The organism is Streptomyces sp. CB02923 (assembly GCF_001905005.1).
Taxonomy (GTDB): domain Bacteria; phylum Actinomycetota; class Actinomycetes; order Streptomycetales; family Streptomycetaceae; genus Streptomyces.
In genome coordinates, this window is sequence record NZ_LWKZ01000025.1 from 228276 (window position 1) to 247210 (window position 18935).

At 71.5% G+C, this 18935-nt stretch carries 19 protein-coding genes; 9 read left to right on the forward strand and 10 right to left on the reverse strand.

The window, feature by feature from the left end:
* Positions 1 to 35: 35 nt before the first annotated feature.
* The 3 genes from A6A06_RS29130 to A6A06_RS29140 all read right to left on the reverse strand — a co-directional run bounded on the left by A6A06_RS29130 (position 36) and on the right by A6A06_RS29140 (position 1910).
* On the reverse strand, positions 36 to 536 hold the full coding sequence (locus A6A06_RS29130) for a nucleoside deaminase (protein ID WP_073765058.1): 501 nt from the start codon (positions 534 to 536) through the stop codon (positions 36 to 38).
* A 151-nt stretch (positions 537 to 687) separates the two neighbouring features.
* On the reverse strand, positions 688 to 1158 hold the full coding sequence (gene cynS / locus A6A06_RS29135) for a cyanase (RefSeq protein WP_073765920.1): 471 nt from the start codon (positions 1156 to 1158) through the stop codon (positions 688 to 690).
* A 158-nt stretch (positions 1159 to 1316) separates the two neighbouring features.
* A complete protein-coding gene (locus tag A6A06_RS29140; protein ID WP_073765060.1) occupies positions 1317 to 1910 on the reverse strand; it encodes a carbonic anhydrase in 594 nt (197 codons plus the stop codon).
* A gap of 135 nt (positions 1911 to 2045) precedes the next feature.
* Between A6A06_RS29140 and cynR the strand changes: the two genes are divergently transcribed.
* On the forward strand, positions 2046 to 2996 hold the full coding sequence (gene cynR / locus A6A06_RS29145; RefSeq protein ID WP_073765062.1) for a transcriptional regulator CynR: 951 nt from the start codon (positions 2046 to 2048) through the stop codon (positions 2994 to 2996).
* 42 nt (positions 2997 to 3038) lie between these two features.
* Here cynR and A6A06_RS29150 read toward each other — a convergent pair whose 3' ends face one another.
* From A6A06_RS29150 to A6A06_RS29160, 3 genes are all read right to left on the reverse strand, one after another.
* Positions 3039 to 3470 carry a hypothetical protein gene (locus A6A06_RS29150; protein ID WP_073765064.1) on the reverse strand — a complete coding sequence of 144 codons (432 nt, stop codon included), beginning with the start codon at positions 3468 to 3470 and terminating at the stop codon, positions 3039 to 3041.
* Positions 3471 to 3572: 102 nt separating this feature from the next.
* On the reverse strand, positions 3573 to 4340 hold the full coding sequence (locus tag A6A06_RS29155) for a DUF4232 domain-containing protein (protein WP_073765066.1): 768 nt from the start codon (positions 4338 to 4340) through the stop codon (positions 3573 to 3575).
* Between the two features lie 160 nt (positions 4341 to 4500).
* Complete coding sequence (locus A6A06_RS29160; RefSeq protein ID WP_274535904.1) at positions 4501 to 5103, reverse strand: TetR/AcrR family transcriptional regulator; 603 nt, start codon at positions 5101 to 5103, stop codon at positions 4501 to 4503.
* Between the two features lie 242 nt (positions 5104 to 5345).
* On the opposite strand from A6A06_RS29160, the gene A6A06_RS29165 reads away from it, so the two are divergent.
* On the forward strand, positions 5346 to 6314 hold the full coding sequence (locus tag A6A06_RS29165) for an NAD(P)-dependent alcohol dehydrogenase (protein ID WP_073765068.1): 969 nt from the start codon (positions 5346 to 5348) through the stop codon (positions 6312 to 6314).
* A 403-nt stretch (positions 6315 to 6717) separates the two neighbouring features.
* Positions 6718 to 7665 carry a pirin family protein gene (locus A6A06_RS29170; protein WP_073765070.1) on the forward strand — a complete coding sequence of 316 codons (948 nt, stop codon included), beginning with the start codon at positions 6718 to 6720 and terminating at the stop codon, positions 7663 to 7665.
* A 335-nt stretch (positions 7666 to 8000) separates the two neighbouring features.
* On the opposite strand, the gene A6A06_RS29175 is transcribed toward A6A06_RS29170, so the two are convergent.
* Complete coding sequence (locus A6A06_RS29175) at positions 8001 to 8465, reverse strand: hypothetical protein (RefSeq protein ID WP_206780371.1); 465 nt, start codon at positions 8463 to 8465, stop codon at positions 8001 to 8003.
* 92 nt (positions 8466 to 8557) lie between these two features.
* Positions 8558 to 8914: a Sec-independent protein translocase subunit TatA gene (tatA, locus tag A6A06_RS43115; protein WP_242441006.1), complete on the reverse strand. Its 357-nt coding sequence runs from the start codon at positions 8912 to 8914 to the stop codon at positions 8558 to 8560.
* Positions 8915 to 9102: 188 nt separating this feature from the next.
* On the opposite strand from tatA, the gene A6A06_RS29185 reads away from it, so the two are divergent.
* Positions 9103 to 10731 (forward strand): LCP family protein, encoded by a 1629-nt coding sequence (locus A6A06_RS29185; protein WP_073765072.1) that lies wholly within the window; start codon positions 9103 to 9105, stop codon positions 10729 to 10731.
* On the opposite strand, the gene A6A06_RS29190 is transcribed toward A6A06_RS29185, so the two are convergent.
* Entirely contained in the window at positions 10722 to 13910 is a 3189-nt protein-coding gene (locus A6A06_RS29190; protein WP_443333799.1) for a P-type ATPase, read from the reverse strand. The genes A6A06_RS29185 and A6A06_RS29190 overlap by 10 nt on opposite strands.
* Complete coding sequence (locus A6A06_RS29195) at positions 13894 to 14262, reverse strand: ArsR/SmtB family transcription factor (RefSeq protein WP_030017600.1); 369 nt, start codon at positions 14260 to 14262, stop codon at positions 13894 to 13896. The genes A6A06_RS29190 and A6A06_RS29195 overlap by 17 nt, the downstream gene beginning before the upstream one ends.
* Positions 14263 to 14994: 732 nt before the next feature.
* On the opposite strand from A6A06_RS29195, the gene A6A06_RS42195 reads away from it, so the two are divergent.
* From A6A06_RS42195 to A6A06_RS43120, 5 genes are all read left to right on the forward strand, one after another.
* On the forward strand, positions 14995 to 15159 hold the full coding sequence (locus A6A06_RS42195) for a hypothetical protein (RefSeq protein WP_199931251.1): 165 nt from the start codon (positions 14995 to 14997) through the stop codon (positions 15157 to 15159).
* Between the two features lie 80 nt (positions 15160 to 15239).
* Positions 15240 to 15533: a Dabb family protein gene (locus tag A6A06_RS29200; RefSeq protein ID WP_073765076.1), complete on the forward strand. Its 294-nt coding sequence runs from the start codon at positions 15240 to 15242 to the stop codon at positions 15531 to 15533.
* 326 nt (positions 15534 to 15859) lie between these two features.
* A complete protein-coding gene (locus tag A6A06_RS29205; protein WP_073765078.1) occupies positions 15860 to 16669 on the forward strand; it encodes an RNA polymerase sigma factor SigF in 810 nt (269 codons plus the stop codon).
* A gap of 191 nt (positions 16670 to 16860) precedes the next feature.
* Positions 16861 to 17697, forward strand: a complete 837-nt coding sequence (locus A6A06_RS29210) for an RNA polymerase sigma factor SigF (protein ID WP_073765080.1) — start codon at positions 16861 to 16863, stop codon at positions 17695 to 17697.
* A 796-nt stretch (positions 17698 to 18493) separates the two neighbouring features.
* Positions 18494 to 18700 (forward strand): hypothetical protein, encoded by a 207-nt coding sequence (locus A6A06_RS43120; protein WP_242441007.1) that lies wholly within the window; start codon positions 18494 to 18496, stop codon positions 18698 to 18700.
* Positions 18701 to 18935 lie beyond the last annotated feature (235 nt).

Consider the following 18935-nt stretch of genomic DNA (forward strand, 5'->3'; position numbering starts at 1 on the left):
CACAGGAGGCAGCGGACCGGGCGGTTCGCTGCCCCTCAGCCGGCAGCCGGGGCGCCCTCGACGCGGCGCTCGCCGCCGTTGCGCTCCTGCCAGAACCGGTACACCTCCACGGCGTCCTCGCGCGCCTCGTGGCGCATCGGCAGCCGGCGCTCCTGCCAGGGCTTGGCGAACTCGTCGTAGAAGGTGCCGAGCTCGAAGTACTTGCGGTCGTCCACGTAGTGGGGCTCGTAAGCGTCCCGGGTGGTGAGGAAGACGACCTCGTCCGGGGAGCAGTAGTACAGCGAGCCCAGGCACATCGGGCAGGGGTGGGCGAGCACGTAGATGGTGGTGTCGGTCAGGTGCTCGGTGCCCAGCTCGGTGCAGGCCTCGCGGATGGCGAGGATCTCCGCGTGCGCTGTGGGGTCGCCGGTCTGGGCGACCTTGTTGGGGCTCTCGGCGAGGATCTCGCCGTCCTTGACGATGACGGTCGCGAACGGGCGGCCGCCCTCGGCGACGTTCTGGCGGGCGATGTCGATGGTGCGCTGGACGAAGTCCATGGAGGTCCTCCAAAGCGGGAACGGGAAGGGGGAAGCGAGGCCCCGGCAGACGGCCTCGCGGGGGGGGCGGGGTTCGGGGGCCGGGGCGGGCCGGACGTCTGTGTCCGGCCCGCCCGGCTGCCGTCCGTGCGGGACGCCGTACCGGCGCCGGTCAGAAGGGCTTGGTCGGCAGGTACTTGCCGTCCAGGGTGATGACGGCGCGCTCGCCGCCCTCGGGGTCGGCGACCTTCTTCACATCGAGCTTGAAGTTGATCGCGGAGATGATGCCGTCGCCGAACTCCTCGTGGATCAGGGCCTTGAGGGTGGTGCCGTAGACCTGGAGCATCTCGTAGAAGCGGTACATGGTCGGGTCGGTCGGAATCCGGTTCGGCATCGAGCCGCGGGCCGGGATGGTCCGGAGCAACAACACCGCGTCGTCGTCCAGGCCCAGCAGCTCGGCGACGGCCTTCGCGGAGTCCTCCGGCAGGGGGTGCTGGCCGAGGACGGCGGCGGTGGTGAAGGCGACCGACAGGCCGGAGGCGTCGGCGATCTGCTGCCAGGTGAGGTCCTTACGCGTCTTGGCCTCGACGGCGGCGTTGGCCAGGGCCTGGCGGGCGGCGGGGTCGAACTGGGCGTGCATCATGATCAGCACTTCCTTCTCTTCTTCGGTGGACCGCTTACCGTCACAGCGGGAAGCGGCAGGTCGGCGGGGTTCCGGCGCCGCGCTGCGAACGGGAACCGGCAGGTCGGCAGGCTCCCGGCGCCGCGCTGCGAACGGGGGGCCGGGGCCGGGGCCCCAGGTCAGGCCGCGAGGGCGGGGCCGGAACCGGCGGTGGGCAGTTCCTCGACGCGGCCGGTGGCGATGTCGAAGACCCATCCCTGCAGGGTGGCCTTCCCCTCCGCCAGGGCACGGGCGACCGAGGGGTGCGTGGCCAGGTTTGCCAGCTGCGCACGCACGTTGTCGCGCACCAGAGCCGGCACGTCGCCGGGGATGGCGGTGCGGGCTCGGGAGGCGTCCGCGTGCCGCAGCCAGGAGGCGACGGCGGGGGCGCCGCTGAGGTCATGGCCCTCGGCGAGGGCGGTCATCGCGCCGCACGCGGAGTGACCGCAGACGACGATGTCGTTCACGGCCAGTGCGGCGACGGCGTACTCGACGCTCGCCGCCACCCCGTCGGCTCCGGGGCTGTAGGCGGGCACCAGGTTGCCGGCGGTACGGATGACGAAGAGGTCACCCGGCTCGGTGCCGGTGATCAGCTCGGGGACGACGCGGGCGTCGGAGCAGCTGATGAACAGCGTGTGCGGCGTGTGACGCGTGGCCAGGCGGGCGAAGAGCTCCGCCTTGGCCGGGAAGACGTCCTTCTGGAAACGGGCGACGCCCTCGGCAAGGTCCTGCATGGTCACTCCCTCCGGTGGGGATCGGCCCTCGTGGGCTGGTGAAATCCACCATGCATGACCTGTATCTATAGAGTCCAAGAGTTGTTACGCCCCGAAGTAATTGGCAGCATCTATGGCTGACCTACAGTGGTTCTCATGGCTGTTCTCGAACTGCGTCACCTGCGCTACCTGCTCGCCGTGGCCGAACACGGCCACTTCACCCGCGCCGCCGAGGAACTGCACATCTCGCAGCCCACACTCTCCCAGCAGATCAAGCAGCTGGAGCGGACGCTGGGCGTACAGCTGCTGGACCGCACCGGCCGCACGGTACGGCTCACCGACGCAGGCGCCGTCTACACCGACCACGCCCGGCGCGCCCTGCGCGACCTGGCCGCCGCCGAACGCGCCGTCCACGACGTCCAGAGCCTCTCCCGCGGCCACCTGCGCCTGGGCGCCACCCCCACCTTCACCGCCTACCTGATCGGCCCACTCACCGCCGAACTCCACACCCGCCACCCCGGCATCAGCCTGACCCTGACGGAGATGACCCAGGACCGTATCGAAGCGGCCCTGCTCGCCGACGACCTCGACCTCGGCATCGCCTTCGCCGGCCCGCACCCACCCGGCATCACCGCCACCTCACTGTTCACCGAAACCCTCAGCCTCGTCACCGGCACCCCGCGCCCCCGGACGACGCCGGGCCCGCTACCGGTCCACACTCTCCAGGACGAACAACTCGCCCTCCTGAGTGATGACTTCGCCACCCGGAGCCACATCGACGCCTACTTCACCCGCCACCGGACCGCCCCGCGCATCGCAGTCGAGGCCAACTCCATCCAGGCCCTCACCGAAATCGTCCGACGCGCCCCGCTGGCCACTGTCCTGCCCGACGCCATCACCCACGACCACCCCCACCTCACCCCCGTCCCCCTCGACCCGCCCCTGCCCAGCCGCACCGTCACCCTCCTGCACCGCGACGGCGCCTACCGCAGCGCCGCCACCCGCGCCTTCACCGAACTCACCCACGACCTCGTCCGCACCCGCGGCTACACACCGCCCCAGAGTCATCACGAACCGGCACCGACACAGCAGCGCATCACCGCATGAGGCGATCCGGTGGTCGCCTCATGCGGTGATGCGCTGCTGGACTCAGCGAACGTTCACCATGACCGGGGCAGACGTCTTCTGGCGTACGGGGTGGTGGTCGTTGGGGGTGGTCAGGCCGTAGGCCACTGCGCGGTACTGATGGGGGCCGCGGTGTGCCGCCTTGATGTGTGCGGTGACCGTGGCTTCGGTGCCCCGTTCGGCTACGGCGCCGCAGGCCAGCCCGTGCCACGCCTGCGCGCCGCTGCGGTGCTCCAGGCAGATCCGCAGGTAGTCGGAGGCGTCGTCGTCCCCGTGCGCCGAGACCGTGAAGGTCTTGCCGGCCGGCGCCGAGTGCGGCGCCGTGACCTGCGCGCTGCCCTTGGCGAACGCCGGTGCGGCGGCCAGCGCCACCGAGGCCAGACCCAGCGCACCGATCACCGCCACACGGCCGCCCCGCGCCTGCAAACCCGTCTTCTTCGTCGTCGTCCTGGTCATGGACGTCCCTCACTCATCTGTAAGTCGTGCTCAGTGTTCACGTGGTGAGCCCGTACCGCTGGTGAGCCGGTCCGGCTCCAGGAGGTGCTTGTCCGGCGGTGGTCAGCCGATGGGGTTGACGAAGGTGGCGGGGTGGGTGGCGCCGTCCTGGTGGACGAGGGGACCCCAGGGCCACTTCAGGGTCAGGGAGGTGGTCTCGTTGGGCGGGGTGACCGCTACCGTGGCGGGCTTCCAGGAACCCTCCTCGTTCTCCTTGGCCAGGGCGAGATTGATCGTGAAGTCGGTGCTGTCCCCGGGCGCGAGGGTGATCGAGCCGTGCTTGGCCGAGGAGCGGGCCAGCGACCAGCCGGGGCCGCCCGCGTCCGGCTTGAGATCCACGCCCGCGAAGCCGCCGATCTTGCACGAGCGGCTGCCCTTGTTGGTCAGCACGATGCTGGTGGTCGTCGCCCCCTGCGCGTCCGGGTCCGGCACCGCGTCCTCACCGGTGGCGAAGACCGCCTTGAGGCCGGAGGTGTGGCAACGCTGGACACCCGAACCCGCCTTGCCGCCCCGGGAGCCCTGCGCGCCGGCCGCCTGCCTGCCCGCAGACCCCGCCTTGGCGTCGGCCTCGGTACCGGCCTTAGCCCCGGCCTCCGAGTCACCCTTAGCGCCGGAGTCCGTCTGGGGCTCGGAGCCCTGCACCCCGGCGGAGGTGTCCGCGGCGGCCGCATCCGAGTCCAGGTGAGCGGCGGCCTTGGTGCCGGAGGCGGCGTCCGAGCCGGAGCAGGCGGTCAAGGTCAGGCCGGCGGCCGCGGTCAGGGCCGCGGCGGCGATGCGCAGGGTACGGCGGCGGGCGGTGCGCGCGGTGCGGGCGGTGGCGCTGGAGCTCATTTCGGGTTCCCCCCGGAACAGTTGGTGTCGGAGACGTTGTCTTCTCGGTACGACACCAACTCTGTCCGGGCTCCTTAGCGGGAAGCTGCCGCTCCGCTAACACCCGGCTAACGCGCCCTCGGCCCGGGGGGAGCGCCCGCAAACACCGCGCCCGACACTCTCAAGTCCGCTGTCTCCGGGGCCCGTCGGCCGCGATCGGGATGGCGCGCAGTGACAGCGTGCTCGGCGGGGGCAGCGCCCCGTGGGCCGCCTCGGCACGGAACGACTGGAGCAGGTACGCCACCAGACGCCGGGACGCCGCACGGTCGTGCGGCAGCGCGGTGACCAGACCGCAGTGCGACAGCAGGCCCACGATGAGGTCGGAGGGGTGGAAGTCGGCCCGGAGCGCGCCCGCCGCCTTGGCCCTGCGGACCAGGGTCGCGAAGTCCCGCTCGGCCTTCTCCCGGGCCTGCGTGTGTTCCGGCATGCTGTCCGGGAAGGCTGCGGCGAACGCGGCAGTGAACCCCCGTTCTTCCCGCTGAAGTGCGCAAACCGTCTCCACCAGCCGTCGGAAACCTCTCCACGGGTCGGGATCGGCCAGCGCCTCGGTGAGCGCCCGGGAGCAGGCCTCCGCCTGCTGCGCGAACGCGGCCCGTACCAGGGCGTCACGCGTCGGGAAGCGCCGGTACAGCGTCGCCACGCCGACCCCCGCCCGTCGGGCGACGGTCGCCATGGGCGCGTCGATCCCGTACTCGGCGAAGACCTCGCGGGCGGCGATGAGGATGCGCCCCCGGTTGCGCCGGGCATCCGCCCGAAGCCCGCCCGGAGCCTGAGCCGAACCGGAACCCGAACCCGGCCCCGGGCTCGGACTCGGCCCCGGCCCCGGCCCCGGCCCCGCTATCCGAGACGATTCCCCCACCACTGTCTCTCACCTCCGGCCCAACCGGACGATACCGTCCACTTCAAAGCCTACGCTCGGCGTCCAACCCCCTCCCCGCACGGCCGCTGACGACGAAGGTGAGATCGATGAACGACCGCACCACGATGAAAGCCATACTGTTCGACCGCTACGGCGGCCCTGAGGTGCTGTACGTGGGCCGGGTGCCACGCCCCGAAGCGGGGCCCGGCGAAGTTCTCGTACGGGTACGCGCGTTCAGCATCAACGGCGGCGAGGTCACAGCCCGTTCCGGCCGCCTCCGCCTCCTCACCGGCCGGAAGTTCCCGCAGCGCACCGGGCTGGACTTCACCGGTGAGGTCGCCGCACTCGGCACCGGTGCGACGGGGGTCGCGGTCGGCGACGGGGTGTGGGGCGTTCTGGGGCGCACCTCCGGCTTCGGCAGCGCCGCCGAGTACGTGACCGTGCGGGCCGATCGGCTCGGCCGGGTCCCCGACGGACTGGACCTGGTGGCCGCCGCCGCGCTGCCGGTGGCCACCACGGCCATCACCGCCCTCCGCGACAAGGCCGCGCTGCGCCCCGGCGAACGGCTGCTCGTACGGGGCGCGGCGGGCGGCGCGGGCAACGCGGCCGTCCAGCTCGGGCAGGCATACGGCGCCGAGGTCACGGCCCTGGCCCGCGCCGCCAACCTGGACTTCGTCCGCACGCTCGGCGCCCACCACGCCGTCGACCACCGGACCGTAACGCCGGCCGAACTGGTCCTGTTCGACGTCATCCTCGACACGGCGGGCACCGACCTGCGGACCTTCCGACGCCTGCTGAAGCCCGGCGGACGCATGATCGCCATCGCCTTCGACCCGACCCGCCCCGCCGCCTCGCTCGGCTACATCGCAGCCAGCGCGATACACGGCCACCACCGCGTACGCTTCTTCAGCGGCGACCCCAAACGGCCACTCTTCGACGACCTCGCCCACCAGGTCTCGGAGGGCAACCTGCGCCCGGAGGTGGACACGGTCTACCCCCTGGAACAGACAGCAGCGGCCCACCGGGCCCTGGAGGCGGGCGGGGTACGGGGCAAGTACGTGGTCAGGGTCTCCTAGAGCCCAGCAACCAGGGCCGATCACATAGCAAATGCCGATAAAACGCGAAAAGTTGCCTGCTCCCATACTCCGAAGCACCGACGACGCAGGGGCGGCCATCGACAATGGCCCTAGCCGACCTCCCCAAGGCAGAGCACTTGCCCGCGACTGAAAGAATGCCGCTCTTGCCGTTCCGCCGGACTCTCAAGAAGCAAGCAAAACTAACTGCCGCAGCTGGCCGCACCGCTGGTCACAGCCTGCGGTCCCCGCGCGTGCGGGGGTGGTCCCGGCCAGGTCGACCCACGGCAGCTTCCGACCGGGTGGTCCCCGCGCATGCGGGGATAGCCCCACGCACGCGCCCCACTCAACCCCACCTCCATGTAAGTTGAACCCTCAACCACCCCGTCACAGAAAGGCGACGCATGTGAGCGGCATCGGCGACAGGCACGAAGGTGGCGGGCGGGCCGCGGAGGTTGAGGTGCATCCTCCGCGGGACGTTCCCTTGGGTGGGCCGCGGGCCATGACCGTGCGGCGGACGTTGCCGCAGCGGGGGCGTTCGTTGATCGGGGCCTGGTGTTTTGCTGATCACTACGGGCCCGACAACGTCGCCGAGACGGGTGGCATGGACGTCGCTCCGCATCCGCACACCGGGCTCCAGACGGTGAGCTGGCTGTTCAGCGGGGAGATCGAGCACCGTGACAGCCTCGGCACCCACGCGTACGTGCGGCCGGGTGAGCTGAACCTCATGACGGGTGGGCGCGGCATCAGCCACTCGGAGGTTTCCACGGGGCGGACCACCGTCCTGCACGGGGTGCAGCTTTGGGTCGCGCTTCCCGGGGAGCATGTGGGCACAGCCGCGGACTTCCAGCATCACGTTCCCGGGTCCGTACGGGTCGGCGGGGCCGCGGTCAGCGTCTTTCTGGGGGCGCTCGCCGGGGTCACTTCCCCGGTGCGTACGTTCACCTCGCTGCTCGGCGCCGAGATCGTCCTCGATCCGGGCGCGACGGCCGGCCTCGCCGTGGACCCCGCCTTCGAGCACGGCCTGCTGGTCGACCAGGGTGACGTCCGCCTGGGCGGCACCCTGCTGCGTCCCGCCGAGTTGGGCTACGTCGCGCCCGGCAGTGATCGTCTGGTGGTCACGAACGCGTCGGATGCCCCCGCTCGGGCGGTTCTGCTCGGCGGCACTCCCTTCGAGGAGGAGATCGTCATGTGGTGGAACTTCGTGGGCCGCTCGCAGCGGGACATCGAGGAGGCCCGCCAGGACTGGATGACGGGGACCCGGTTCGGCGAGGTGCACGGCTACGACGGCGACCGGCTGCCCGCGCCCGAACTCCCCACGGTGGGACTGAAGCCGCGCGGAAGGGCGCGCTGAAGGCTGCGCTGACCGGCGGGCCCGTCGCCGTAGCCGTGGTTCGGTTTCGTTTTCGGTTATTTACGGAGTTGGATTGCGCGGGCCGCGCCGCCGACCACGATGCCGCCGATACCGCCGGACACGACGTAGTCCCGGATTTTGCGCCGTAACTGACGTGGGCCGTCCGTCCGTTCTTCAGCTTGGCCGTGGTGCCACCGCGGCGAGCGCGAGTGCGGTGAAAGCGGTTGCGGCGGTCTTCTGGAACTTCACGAGGGCCAGTAAACGGCGGCAGCCCCCGGTGCAAGGCTGGTGCTTGCGCCGGGGGCTGCGCGGCTCGCGTGGCCTCGCGAGGTTTCTCAGCTGTTGCGGCGGCGGAACGCCTTGCGCACGAAGTGCACGATCAGCCAGATCACGACGATGATGACGACAAGGAAGATGATCAGCAGGACGATGAGGAAGATGCCGAGCTTCTTGAAGAAGCCCTTCTTCTTCTTTTCCTTCTTCTCCTTCTTGTCCGCGGAGGCGAAGTCGGCCTTCGCGTGGTGGTGGAAGGAGGCCGGAGCGGCCTCCGCCTGTGCGGCCGAAGCGCCGCCGGCCTGCTGCTGGACGCTGTGGGCGACCGCCGCCGGAGCGGGCGCCGCGGCCGCCGCGGACCCCGCCGCCCCCATCAGGCCGAGCAGCAAGGCCACGACAACCGCGGTGATCCGCCCACCCTTTGCCCGTACGGCACGACCGGCACGGCTGGCACGTCCGGGGTATCCGGCTCGTCCGGTGTGCCCGTCGCGTACGGCGTATACGGAAGGCTTGCGCTCGGTGCTCATCCGGTCCCGTTTCCCCTCGTGGTCGATGCTGGGCGCGGCACGCTGATCGCGCCGCGCGTCAACCATTATGGAACCGACGGCCGGCCGGCCCGTCAGTGCGCAGCCGGACCGCGGTCGTTCGCCCCGGCCTGCGTGGCCTGCCCCGCCTGCTGCGCGGCCTGTCCCGCCTGCTGCGCCGCCTGCCCCGCCTGCTCGGTCTGACCCGGCCGTACGGCTTCGGCGCCCGCCCTGTCCTTCTCGCCGCCGCCACCGCCACCGGCACCGGCACCGGCACCGGCACCGCCGCCACCGTCGCCGTCGTCCTTCATCGCCCTGGTCTCGCTCTTGAGGATGCGCAGCGACTTGCCGAGGGACCGCGCCGTGTCCGGCAGCTTCTTCGAGCCGAACAGCAGGATCACCACGAGCGCCACGATCAGCAGGTGCCAGGGTTCCAGTCCGTTTCGCAGCATGGTCGTCCCGCCCTTTCTTCCACCGCACCGCCGGGGTTGCGGGGGCCTCGGAGGCCCCCGGACACCGCCGGCCCGTACCGACTCGACAGCTTGTCCGCTTTATAACTTGCTACATTGCGCAACTGTACAACCAACGGGCCGGATCTTCCGTCTTCCTCGGCACAAAGCCACGCGGGTGAGGTGCACACATGACAGCAAGCAGCCACAAGGCGGTGGCCGGAAGCCCCGGACGGCGCAGGAGGGGCGGCCGCGGCGACGCGGACGGCCGGACCGTCCGCGGCAGGCGGCGGCCCCTGCGTACGGTGGGGATCATCGCCGTATCGCTGCTCGTACTGATCACCGCGGGCGCGGGCTGGTTCTACTTCAAGCTCAACGGCAACATCACCACCTTCGGCGCCGAAGGCGTCAGCCCGCAGCGTCCCGCCGAGGGCGCCGGCGGCCAGAACGTCCTGGTCATCGGCTCCGACTCGCGGTCCGGCGAGAACAGCTCGCTGGGTGGCGGCGAGGGCGACGTGGGCCGCTCGGACACCGCCTTCCTGCTGCACATATACGGCGACAGCAAGCACGCGGTCGCGGTCTCCATACCCCGCGACACCCTGGTGGAAATACCCTCGTGCCGGCTGCCGAGCGGCAAGTGGACGGCGCCGCAGCACAACGCCATGTTCAACGCGGCGTTCTCGGTCGGCGAGAGCCCCCAGGGCAACCCGGCCTGCACCCAGAACACGGTGGAGAAGCTGGCCGGCGTACGCGTCGACCACACCGTGGTCGTCGACTTCGCGGGCTTCTCGGCGATGACCTCCGCGATCGGCGGCGTACCGGTCTGTCTGCCCAAGGACATCTACGAGGGCGACCTGAACCCGAACCGCCACTCCCGCGGCAAGCAGATCTTCGCCAAGGGCAAGCAGACCGTCGCGGGGCAGCAGGCACTCGACTACGTACGTATCCGGCACGGCATCGGCGACAACTCGGACATCGGCCGCATCCAGCGCCAACAGGCGTTCGTCGGCTCGCTCATCAAGAAGGTCAAGGACCAGGGCTTCAACCCGACCACTCTGCTGCCGCTGGCCAACGCCGCCACCCGTTCCATGACCGTCGACCCGGGCCTGGACTCGGCCGACAAGCTGCTCTCCTTCGCGATGTCGCTCAAGGACATCGACCTGCACAACACCAAGTTCGTCACGGTGCCCTGGCGCTACCAGGGCAACCGGGTCGCGATCGTGCACCCGGCGGCGGACTCGCTCTGGGCCGACATCAAGGCCGACCGCACCCTGGACGGGAAGAACGCGGGCGGGCCGGATTCCGCCGGTGGCGGGGACGGGGACAAGGGCGGGTCGGCTTCTCCGGGCTCGTCTTCCGGAACGGGCGCGGGTTCGGGTACGGGCGCGGGTACAGGTACAGGCATCAGCGTCGCCGTTTACAACGGCACCACCGCGACCGGCCTCGCCGCCCGCGCCGCCGACCAGCTCAAGTCCGCGGGCTTCAGCGTCACCGGCATGGAGACGGCACGGACCCAGGACCACACGACCACCACCGTCGAGTACGGCGCGGGCAAGGAGGCCGAGGCCAAGACCGTCGCCGCGCACTTCCGCGGCGCTCAGCTGGTGCCGACGGCCACCTCGGGCGTCAACGTCGTCCTGGGCGCCTCGTACGCATCCGATCCGGCCCTGGAGACCCCGGCCTCGCCCACCCCCGGTACGGGCTCCTCGTCCGGGTCATCCGGTTCTTCCGGGTCGTCCGGATCATCGGGGTCGTCGGGAATTGCCGACAAGGCGCGCTCGGCCGATGACAGCATCTGCTCGGACCTGTCCTACGGCTGAGGCGACGGGCCGGAGCCGGGGCCGGGGCCGGAGCCGGGTCCAGAAGGACCGGCTTCGGCGGCCGCACCCTCGGCGGCCGCACCCTCGGCGGCCGCGTTCCGGTCGTACCGCCCCTTGGCCCACGCCAGCCCGGCCCCGTACAGCAGCAGCACCGCCGCCAGCAGCCCGTAGTAAAGGGGAGGCAGCGCCGCCATCCCCAGCAGCGGGCCCAGCGGCGACACCGGCAGCAGCAGCCCGATGACGGCGAGCGCGCACACCGCGGCCCGGATCGGGCCGGGTGCCCGGCCTTCCGCCGAGCGGCGCCCGGTACGCAGCAGGTACATCACCAGCGCCTGCGTCAGCAGGTTCTCCGTGAACCACCCGGCGTGGAACGCGTCCTGGCCGCCCGGGTTGCCGGAGCCGTGCACCGCGAGCACCAGCACGCCGAACGTGGCCAGGTCGGCCGCCGCGTTGAGCAGGCCGAAGCCGGTGATGTAGCGGAGCAGGTCGGCGGGGCGCAGGACCGCGGGCCGGCGCAGCGCGGCCGGGCCCGGCCGGTCGAAGGCGAACGCGAGCTGGACCGCGTCGAAGCACAGGTTCTGCACGAGGACCTGGGCCGGGAGCATCGGCAGGAAGGGCAGGAGCAGTCCGGCGCCGAGCATCGCGATGACGTTGCCGAGGTTGGAGGAGAGGGTGATGCGCAGGTACGTGGCGATGTTGGCGCTGCTGCGGCGGCCCGCGACGATCGCGCCGTCGATGGCGCTGAGGTCCTTCGAGGCGAGGACGACGTCGGCCGCCTCGCGGGTCACGTCGACGGCGTCGCGCGGGGCGATGCCCACGTCGCAGGCGTGCAGCGCGGGGAGATCGTTGACGCCGTCACCGAGGAAGCCGACGGTACGGGGCGGGGCCGGGGCGGCCGGGTCCGTACGGGGCGGGGCCGAGGTGTCCCGGTCCGTACGCGCCGCGGCCTGTCGGGCCGCGCGCCCCTTCCCCGTACCGTCGCCCGCCCGCAGCGCCCCCACGATCCGCGCCTTGTGCTCCGGTGTGCAGCGGGCGAACGCGGTCGTGCGGTCGGCGAGCCGTGCGAGTTCCGCGTCCGTGAGGCCGTCGATCCGGTCGGCGGTGACCACCGCGCCGGGGCCGGTGTCGAGGCCGAGTTCGCGGCAGACGTGGGTGACGGTGCCCGGGTGGTCGCCGGTGAGGACCTTGACGGCGACGCCGCGCCGCGCGAGGCCCGCGCAGGCCTCCGCGGCGGTCGGGGCGAGCGCGTCGCGCAGGGCGACGAAGCCGACGAGGGTCAGGCCGCGCTCGTCCGCCGGTGTGTACGGGCGGCCGACCCTGGCGGGCCGCTCGGCGACCGCGACGGCCAGCAGCCGCAGCCCGTCCGCCGTGCGGTCCGCGATGAGCCGGGCGAGGCGGTCGCGCGCCGCGCCGTCCAGCTCCGTGTCCCGCCCTCCGGTACGGGTACGGGCGCAGCGCTCCAGTACGTCCTCGGGCGCGCCCTTGACCACCAGCGTGTGCGTGCCGAGCCGGGGACCGGCCGCCGCGGCCGCGTCCGTACGGACCACCGCGCACGACGTACGGCGTACCGGGTCGAAGGGGAGGGCGGCGATGCCCTCGTACGCGAGCAGCTCGTCGAAGTCGTCCTCGGCCGCCTCCAGGACCGCCTCGTCGAGGGCGTCCGGCGTGGGCAGCTCGGCGAGCTGGAGTGTCCACAGGCTGTTGACGGCGGCCCAGTGCAGCGGTTCGGGCGCGGGCCGCCCGTCGGGGCCGAGCGAGCAGTCCAGGACCGGCCGGTCCTGGGTGAGGGTGCCGGTCTTGTCCGTGCACAGCACGTCGATCGCGCCGAGGTCGTGCAGCGCGGGCAGCCGCTTGACGATCACCTCGCCGCCGCGGGCGAGCAGCGCCGCGCCCCGGGCGAGCGCGGTGGTGACGATCACCGGCAGCATCTCGGGGGTGAGCCCGACCGCCACCGCGACGGCGAACGGCAGCGTCTCCAGGCCGCGGCCGCGCAGCGCGGCGTTGGCCATCAGCACCAGGGGCGGGGTGAGCAGCATGAAGCGGATGAGGGTCCAGGAGATGCCGTTCACCGAACGGTCGAAGGCGCTCGTGCGGCGCGTACGCCCTGCGCCGCGCGCGCCGGCCCCGGCGCCCGTACCCGTTCGGGACGACCGCCGGTAGGTACCGGCGAAGAGGGTGTCCGTGCCGGTCGCCACCACCACCGCGGTCGCACTGCCGGACGCGACGCTGCTGCCCTGGAAACACAGCTCGGGACGGTCGAAGAGGCCCGTGGCGGGGGCAGCCGTACGGACTGCGGTACGGACTGCGGTACGGACTGCGGTACGGTCCGCTCCGCCCTCCGGCGTCTCCGACGGGTACTCCGCCGAGTACTTCACCGGGTGATCCGCTGGATGATCCACCGGGTACTTCGGCACCGGAGCCGACTCGCCCGTCAGCGGGGCCTGGCGCACCGTCAGCCCGCTCGCGCGCAGCAGCCGCAGGTCCGCGGGTATCAGGTCGCCCGGTCCGAGCCGGATCACATCGCCCGGCACCAGCTGATCGACCGGGATCTCCCGGGCGGTCACGTCCTTGGAAACGCCCGGCGAGGCGCCGGATGAAGCACCGAATGCAGCGCGCGGCGAAGCACCCGATGACCTCACCGAACGTACGGTCGCACCAGGAGTACCGGTCGCACCGACGGCACCAGCCGCACCGCCCCCCGCCCTCCGCTGCACCGTCGCCGTCGTGGCGATCAGCTCGCGCAGCGCCGCCGTGGACCGCTCCGCCCGGTGCTCGCCGCTCGACCGCAGCACCGCGCTGACCACCACCAGCACCGCGATCACACACGCCGTCCCCCAGGAGGCGACGGCGGCCGAGACCAGGGCCAGACACAGCAGGACGGTCGTGAACGGGTCGCGCAGGCTGCGGACGAAGCGCCACGACCGGCCGGCCGGCCGCCGCTCGGGCACCGCGTTGTCGCCGTACCGCAGCAGCCGCTCCTCGGCCTGCGCCTCGGTCAGGCCGCGCGGGCCGCTCTCCAGGATCCGCAGGGTTTCCAGTGCCGTGAGCCCGGGGGCGTCCCGCAGCCCGGCGCCGCTGTCCGCCCGTACGGCCGGTGGTACGGGGTGCGTGCCCGGCTCCGCCTCCCGCTCCGTACGCGTGGCGGCGGGGCCCACGGCCCTCTCAGGCGCCCAGGCCACGGACGCGTCCCGGAACCGCCGGGCCGTCGGACCGGCCCGTCCGGTCGGTCAGCTGCCCCACCAGCCACCGCACCATCGACACCACGTCGGGGTCGTCCACCAGGTACACCACGCGGCGGCCCTCGCGCCGCGACCGCACCAGCCCCGCCAGCTTCAGCTTCGCCAGGTGCTGGCTGACCGCGGGCAGCGCTCCGCCCACCCGCTCCGCCAGCCCGCTGACATCGCACTCGCCGCCCGCCAGCACCCAGACGATGTGCAGACGCGCGGGCGACGCCAGCAGACCGAACGTCGCCGCGGCCTCCGTCAGCACCTCGGCCGACGGATCCGCCACGTCCTCGACGCCACTCGTCACAGCCGCTCTCCATCCGCCCAGGGCCGCCCGCGGACGGGCCCGTGCCCCCGAAAGGTCCCAGTCTAGGCGCCGGGCGGCGGTCGCTTCCGTACGAATACCGGGCTCATCTGTACGGATACCGGGTCCTTCCACCCGGACACCGGGCGCTTCCGTACGGTCCGCCGGGGTTCCGTCCGCACGGACACCAAGGCTCTCCGTCCGTACGGGCGCCGGGGCTCCGTCCGCACCGGCACCGGGCGCTTCCGTACGGACGCTTCCGTACGAGCGGAGCCCCGGCGCCGAGCCCGAAGGCCCGGAGCCGGGGCTCCGTGGTGCGGTCGGGGGAAACGGCATCGGGGGGACAAGCCGTTTCCCCCGAAGGTGGACCGGGCCCCAAAGTCCGCGCCGCAATCAGGGGGAAGCCGGCGGCGTGGACCCCGCAGTGAGGCACGGATCCGGTGCCCCGCGCATTCCTGCCAGATCCGCCGGGCACACCACCATCCTGCTCCGCGCGCCCGGCGCGGCCGGTCGGCAAAAGACCTGCCTCCAGGGGCCTTTGGTCCTTAAAGTCCCGGTCAGTGCGTGTAGTGCCATGCCGTCCGGCCTGCGCGTCCGACGGGCCCCGGTCGGCCCGTCCCCCGTGCCACCGGCCTCTCCGCCGACTCCACTCCCTGATACGGAAGTGGTTACACTCAGCCGGTCTGCACGGGGAAGGGCGGGCAGAGCTGCCGTAGGGGAGACGGGGACAGTCAGATGGCGCAAGCGAAGAAGATCGCGCTGTACGTGGTCGTCGTCTTCATCCTGTACACGATCATCACGTCCCCGGCGCGCGCCGCCGATCTCGTGCAGATAGGGTTCGAGGGCATTTCGTCGGCCGCCCACGGTGTCGGCGAGTTCATGACCCAGCTGGTCTCGTAGGACGCGCCGGCCGTACGCGGGTACGGAGCGGGACGCATGGCGCGGGACGGCCGCGGGCCGACCGTACGGAGGACCGTCCAGTGATACGCCACCTGGTTCTTTTCAAGCTCAACGACGGCGTCGAGCGTGACGAGCCGCGCGTCGTGGCCGGCGCCAAGGCGTTCCGGGAGCTGGCCGACCAGATTCCCGAGCTGGAGTTCTGGGAGTGCGCCTGGAACATCACGGACCGGCCGATCGCGTACGACTTCGCCGTGAACTCCGCCGTGGCCGACACCGACGCCCTCAAGCGCTATATCGAACACCCGGCCCATCAGGCCGCCGCCGGACAGTGGCGCGAGTTCGCCACCTGGGTGATCGCCGACTACGAGTTCTGAGCCGCGGCCCCGGCCGCGCGCACGCCCCTCGCCCCGCCTCGCGGGCGAGGGGCTTTTTCGTACGGGTCCGGCGCCACGTTCGGCCCCACGCCCGGCGCCACGTCCGACCCCACGTTCGACTCTATATTCGACCTCGCGTTCGACTTCCCGATCCGCTCGCCGATCCGCCCCCGGCCCGCTCGCCCGTTCGCTCCCCGTTCGGCCATGCCGTCGACCCGGTGATCAACTCATCGAACAACACGGCGTTATGCGGTGCTTGCACACGGTGCACATGTGTTGTGATGCTATGACCGCTTTTGCCGGATGAATGCACTGAGAAGGGTGGCGTGCCCGTGACGGCCCGAACTGCGCCCAAGGCGCCATCCCGCGAGAGCAGGAGCGCGGACACGCGGGCACTCACGCAGGTGCTGTTCGCCGAGCTCACGAGCCTGGAGCCGGGCACGCCCGAGCACACCCGGGTGCGCGCCGCCCTGATCGAGGCCAACCTGCCGCTGGTGCGGTACGCGGCGGCACGTTTCCGCAGCCGTAACGAACCGATGGAGGACGTCGTCCAGGTCGGCACGATCGGTCTGATCAACGCCATCGACCGCTTCGACCCCGGCCGCGGGGTCCAGTTCCCCACCTTCGCGATGCCGACCGTGGTCGGCGAGATCAAGCGCTACTTCCGGGACAACGTGCGCACCGTCCACGTACCGCGCCGCCTCCACGAGCTGTGGGTGCAGGTCAACGGCGCCACGGAGGACCTCACCGTGCTGCACGGGCGCTCACCGACCACCGCGGAGATCGCCGAGCGGCTCAAGATCGGCGAGGACGAGGTGCTGGCCTGCCTGGAGGCGGGCCGCTCGTACCACGCGACCTCCCTGGAGGCCGCGCAGGAGGGCGACGGCCTGCCGGGCCTGCTGGACCGCCTCGGGTACGAGGATCCGGAGCTGGCCGGGGTCGAGCACCGGGACCTCGTCCGGCACCTGCTCGTACAGCTCCCGGAGCGCGAACAGCGCATCCTCCTCCTCCGTTACTACAGCAACTTGACGCAATCACAGATCAGTGCCGAGCTGGGGGTGTCGCAGATGCACGTGTCGCGGCTACTGTCGCGGAGCTTCGCACGACTGCGGTCCGCAAACAGGATCGAAGCCTAACCGGGACGGGCGACCCGCTCCTGCACGGATATGTCGACTTGGCGCTACAGCGTGTTGCCGACATGTGACATTCTGCAGGAACCGCGTTTGCCGTGGCGTCGCCTCCGGTATTCAGGTGGAGGCATAAGTTCTCGGTTCCGCCGCGGACCGAGGGCGCCGCAGCGACCCGACCGCGACCTCAAGGGGGTGGCATGTCCGTAGAACTGGGCAGCTCGAAGGTGCTTCCCGCGATTCCCGCGCCGGCACCACATGTGCACGACGACGACGCTCTCAACACCCGTACGCTCTCCCGCTCCCTCTTCCTGCGGCTGGCCACGCTCGACAAGGACAGCCCGGAGCGCACGTACGTACGCGACACCCTCATCGAACTGAACCTGCCGCTGGTGCGCTACGCGGCGGCACGTTTCCGCAGTCGCAACGAGCCGATGGAGGACATCGTCCAGGTCGGCACGATCGGTCTGATCAAGGCCATCGACCGTTTCGATTGCGAACGCGGCGTCGAATTCCCGACGTTCGCGATGCCGACGGTGGTCGGCGAGATCAAGCGGTTCTTCCGCGACACCTCGTGGTCGGTCCGCGTTCCGCGCCGCCTCCAGGAGCTGCGCCTGGCCCTGACCAAGGCCAGCGACGAACTCGCCCAGAAGCTGGACCGCTCCCCGACCGTCACCGAACTGGCGCAGTGCCTCGGCGTATCCGAGGAGGACGTCGTCGACGGCCTGGCGGTGGGCAACGCCTACACCGCCTCCTCCCTCGACTCCCCCTCCCCCGAGGACGACGGCGGCGAGGGCTCCCTCGCGGACCGCCTCGGCTACGAGGACAGCGCGCTGGAAGGCGTCGAGTACCGCGAGTCCCTCAAGCCGCTGCTGGCCAAACTCCCGCCGCGGGAGCGCCAGATCATCATGCTGCGGTTCTTCGCCAACATGACACAGTCCCAGATCGGCGAAGAGGTCGGCATCTCCCAGATGCACGTCTCGCGGCTGCTGACCCGGACCCTGTCGACGCTGCGCGAGGGTCTGATCTCGGACTGACCCGGGGCGGCCCGCACCCTCGCGACGGTCTCCGGCCGACCATGGCCGGCCGCCCGTGACCCCGTACAGGCCGACCGTCCCCGTACAGGCCGACTGCCCCCGTACAGGCCGACTGTCCCGTTCAGGCCGACGCCCTGCCGTACCGGGCCTATGCAACTGACGCGCCGTCAGTAACACTGGCCCGATGCGACGGACGACTCGCTCCCTGCCCTCGCGCGCCCTCCTCCCAACCGCCACCGCCCTGTGCCTCGCCACGCTCCTCTGCGCCTGCGGCAGCGACGGCGGCCGTGGTTACGCAGCGGTGGGCGCCGCCGGACCTGCGGACGGCCGGCCCCCGACGCGACCGGTACCACCCCAGGACGGCATCACCCTCACGCCCCTGGACGGCACCGGCTCCCCCGCCACGGGCAGCGACGCAGCTCCTCGCAACTCCCCGCCGCCGACGCCCATCGGTTCGTCCGACACATCCGGCACGCCCGGCACGCCGGGCGCAGCCAGCACGTCCGGCGCATCCGGCACGTCCGGCTCCGGGCCCGCCCGCCAAGGACAACACGGCACCGCTTCCCCGGCCGGCACCTCTTCCGATGGAACTCCCGTACGCCCCCCTGCTCAACCCCCCGCAAGACCCCACACCCCCACCCCATCCCCCACCCCCAGGCCCAACGTCCCCAAGCCCAACCCCCCGAAGCCCAACACCCCACCCCACCTCACCACCGGCCCCCTCAAACGCACCGGCACCGACGTCCGATGGTGCGAAAACGTTTCCCTGAACCTGCACAACACCGGCGATCGGCCCGTGACTTCGGGCACCGTCACCTTCAGCACCCACATCATCGGCGCCCTGGGCATCGACTGGGCCACCAGAACCTCCACCCACCCCCTCCCCACCCCCATCACCGGCGGCACCCGTCGCACGGCCACGTGGCGCGTGTGCGTGGCCGCCTGGCGCGTACTGCCGGGGATGCACATCGAAACGCGGGACGCGGAAGTGGAATGGCGCTGACCACGGGGCGGCGCGGGCAACCAGCCATAAAAAGGCGCACGCGCACGCCCTAAACACCAGGCAAAAGAGCAGAATAACAACTCTTGATGCTGCATATGCACTGCTATGAAGTTCCCATGGGGCAAGTGCGACGCGGGCCGCCTAACGTCATCGGAGAATCAATTCACGGGACGAACAAGGCGGCGTCCACGTCCATCGCAGCAGTCGCAGCCGTGCGCGCACAGCCACGCAGCAC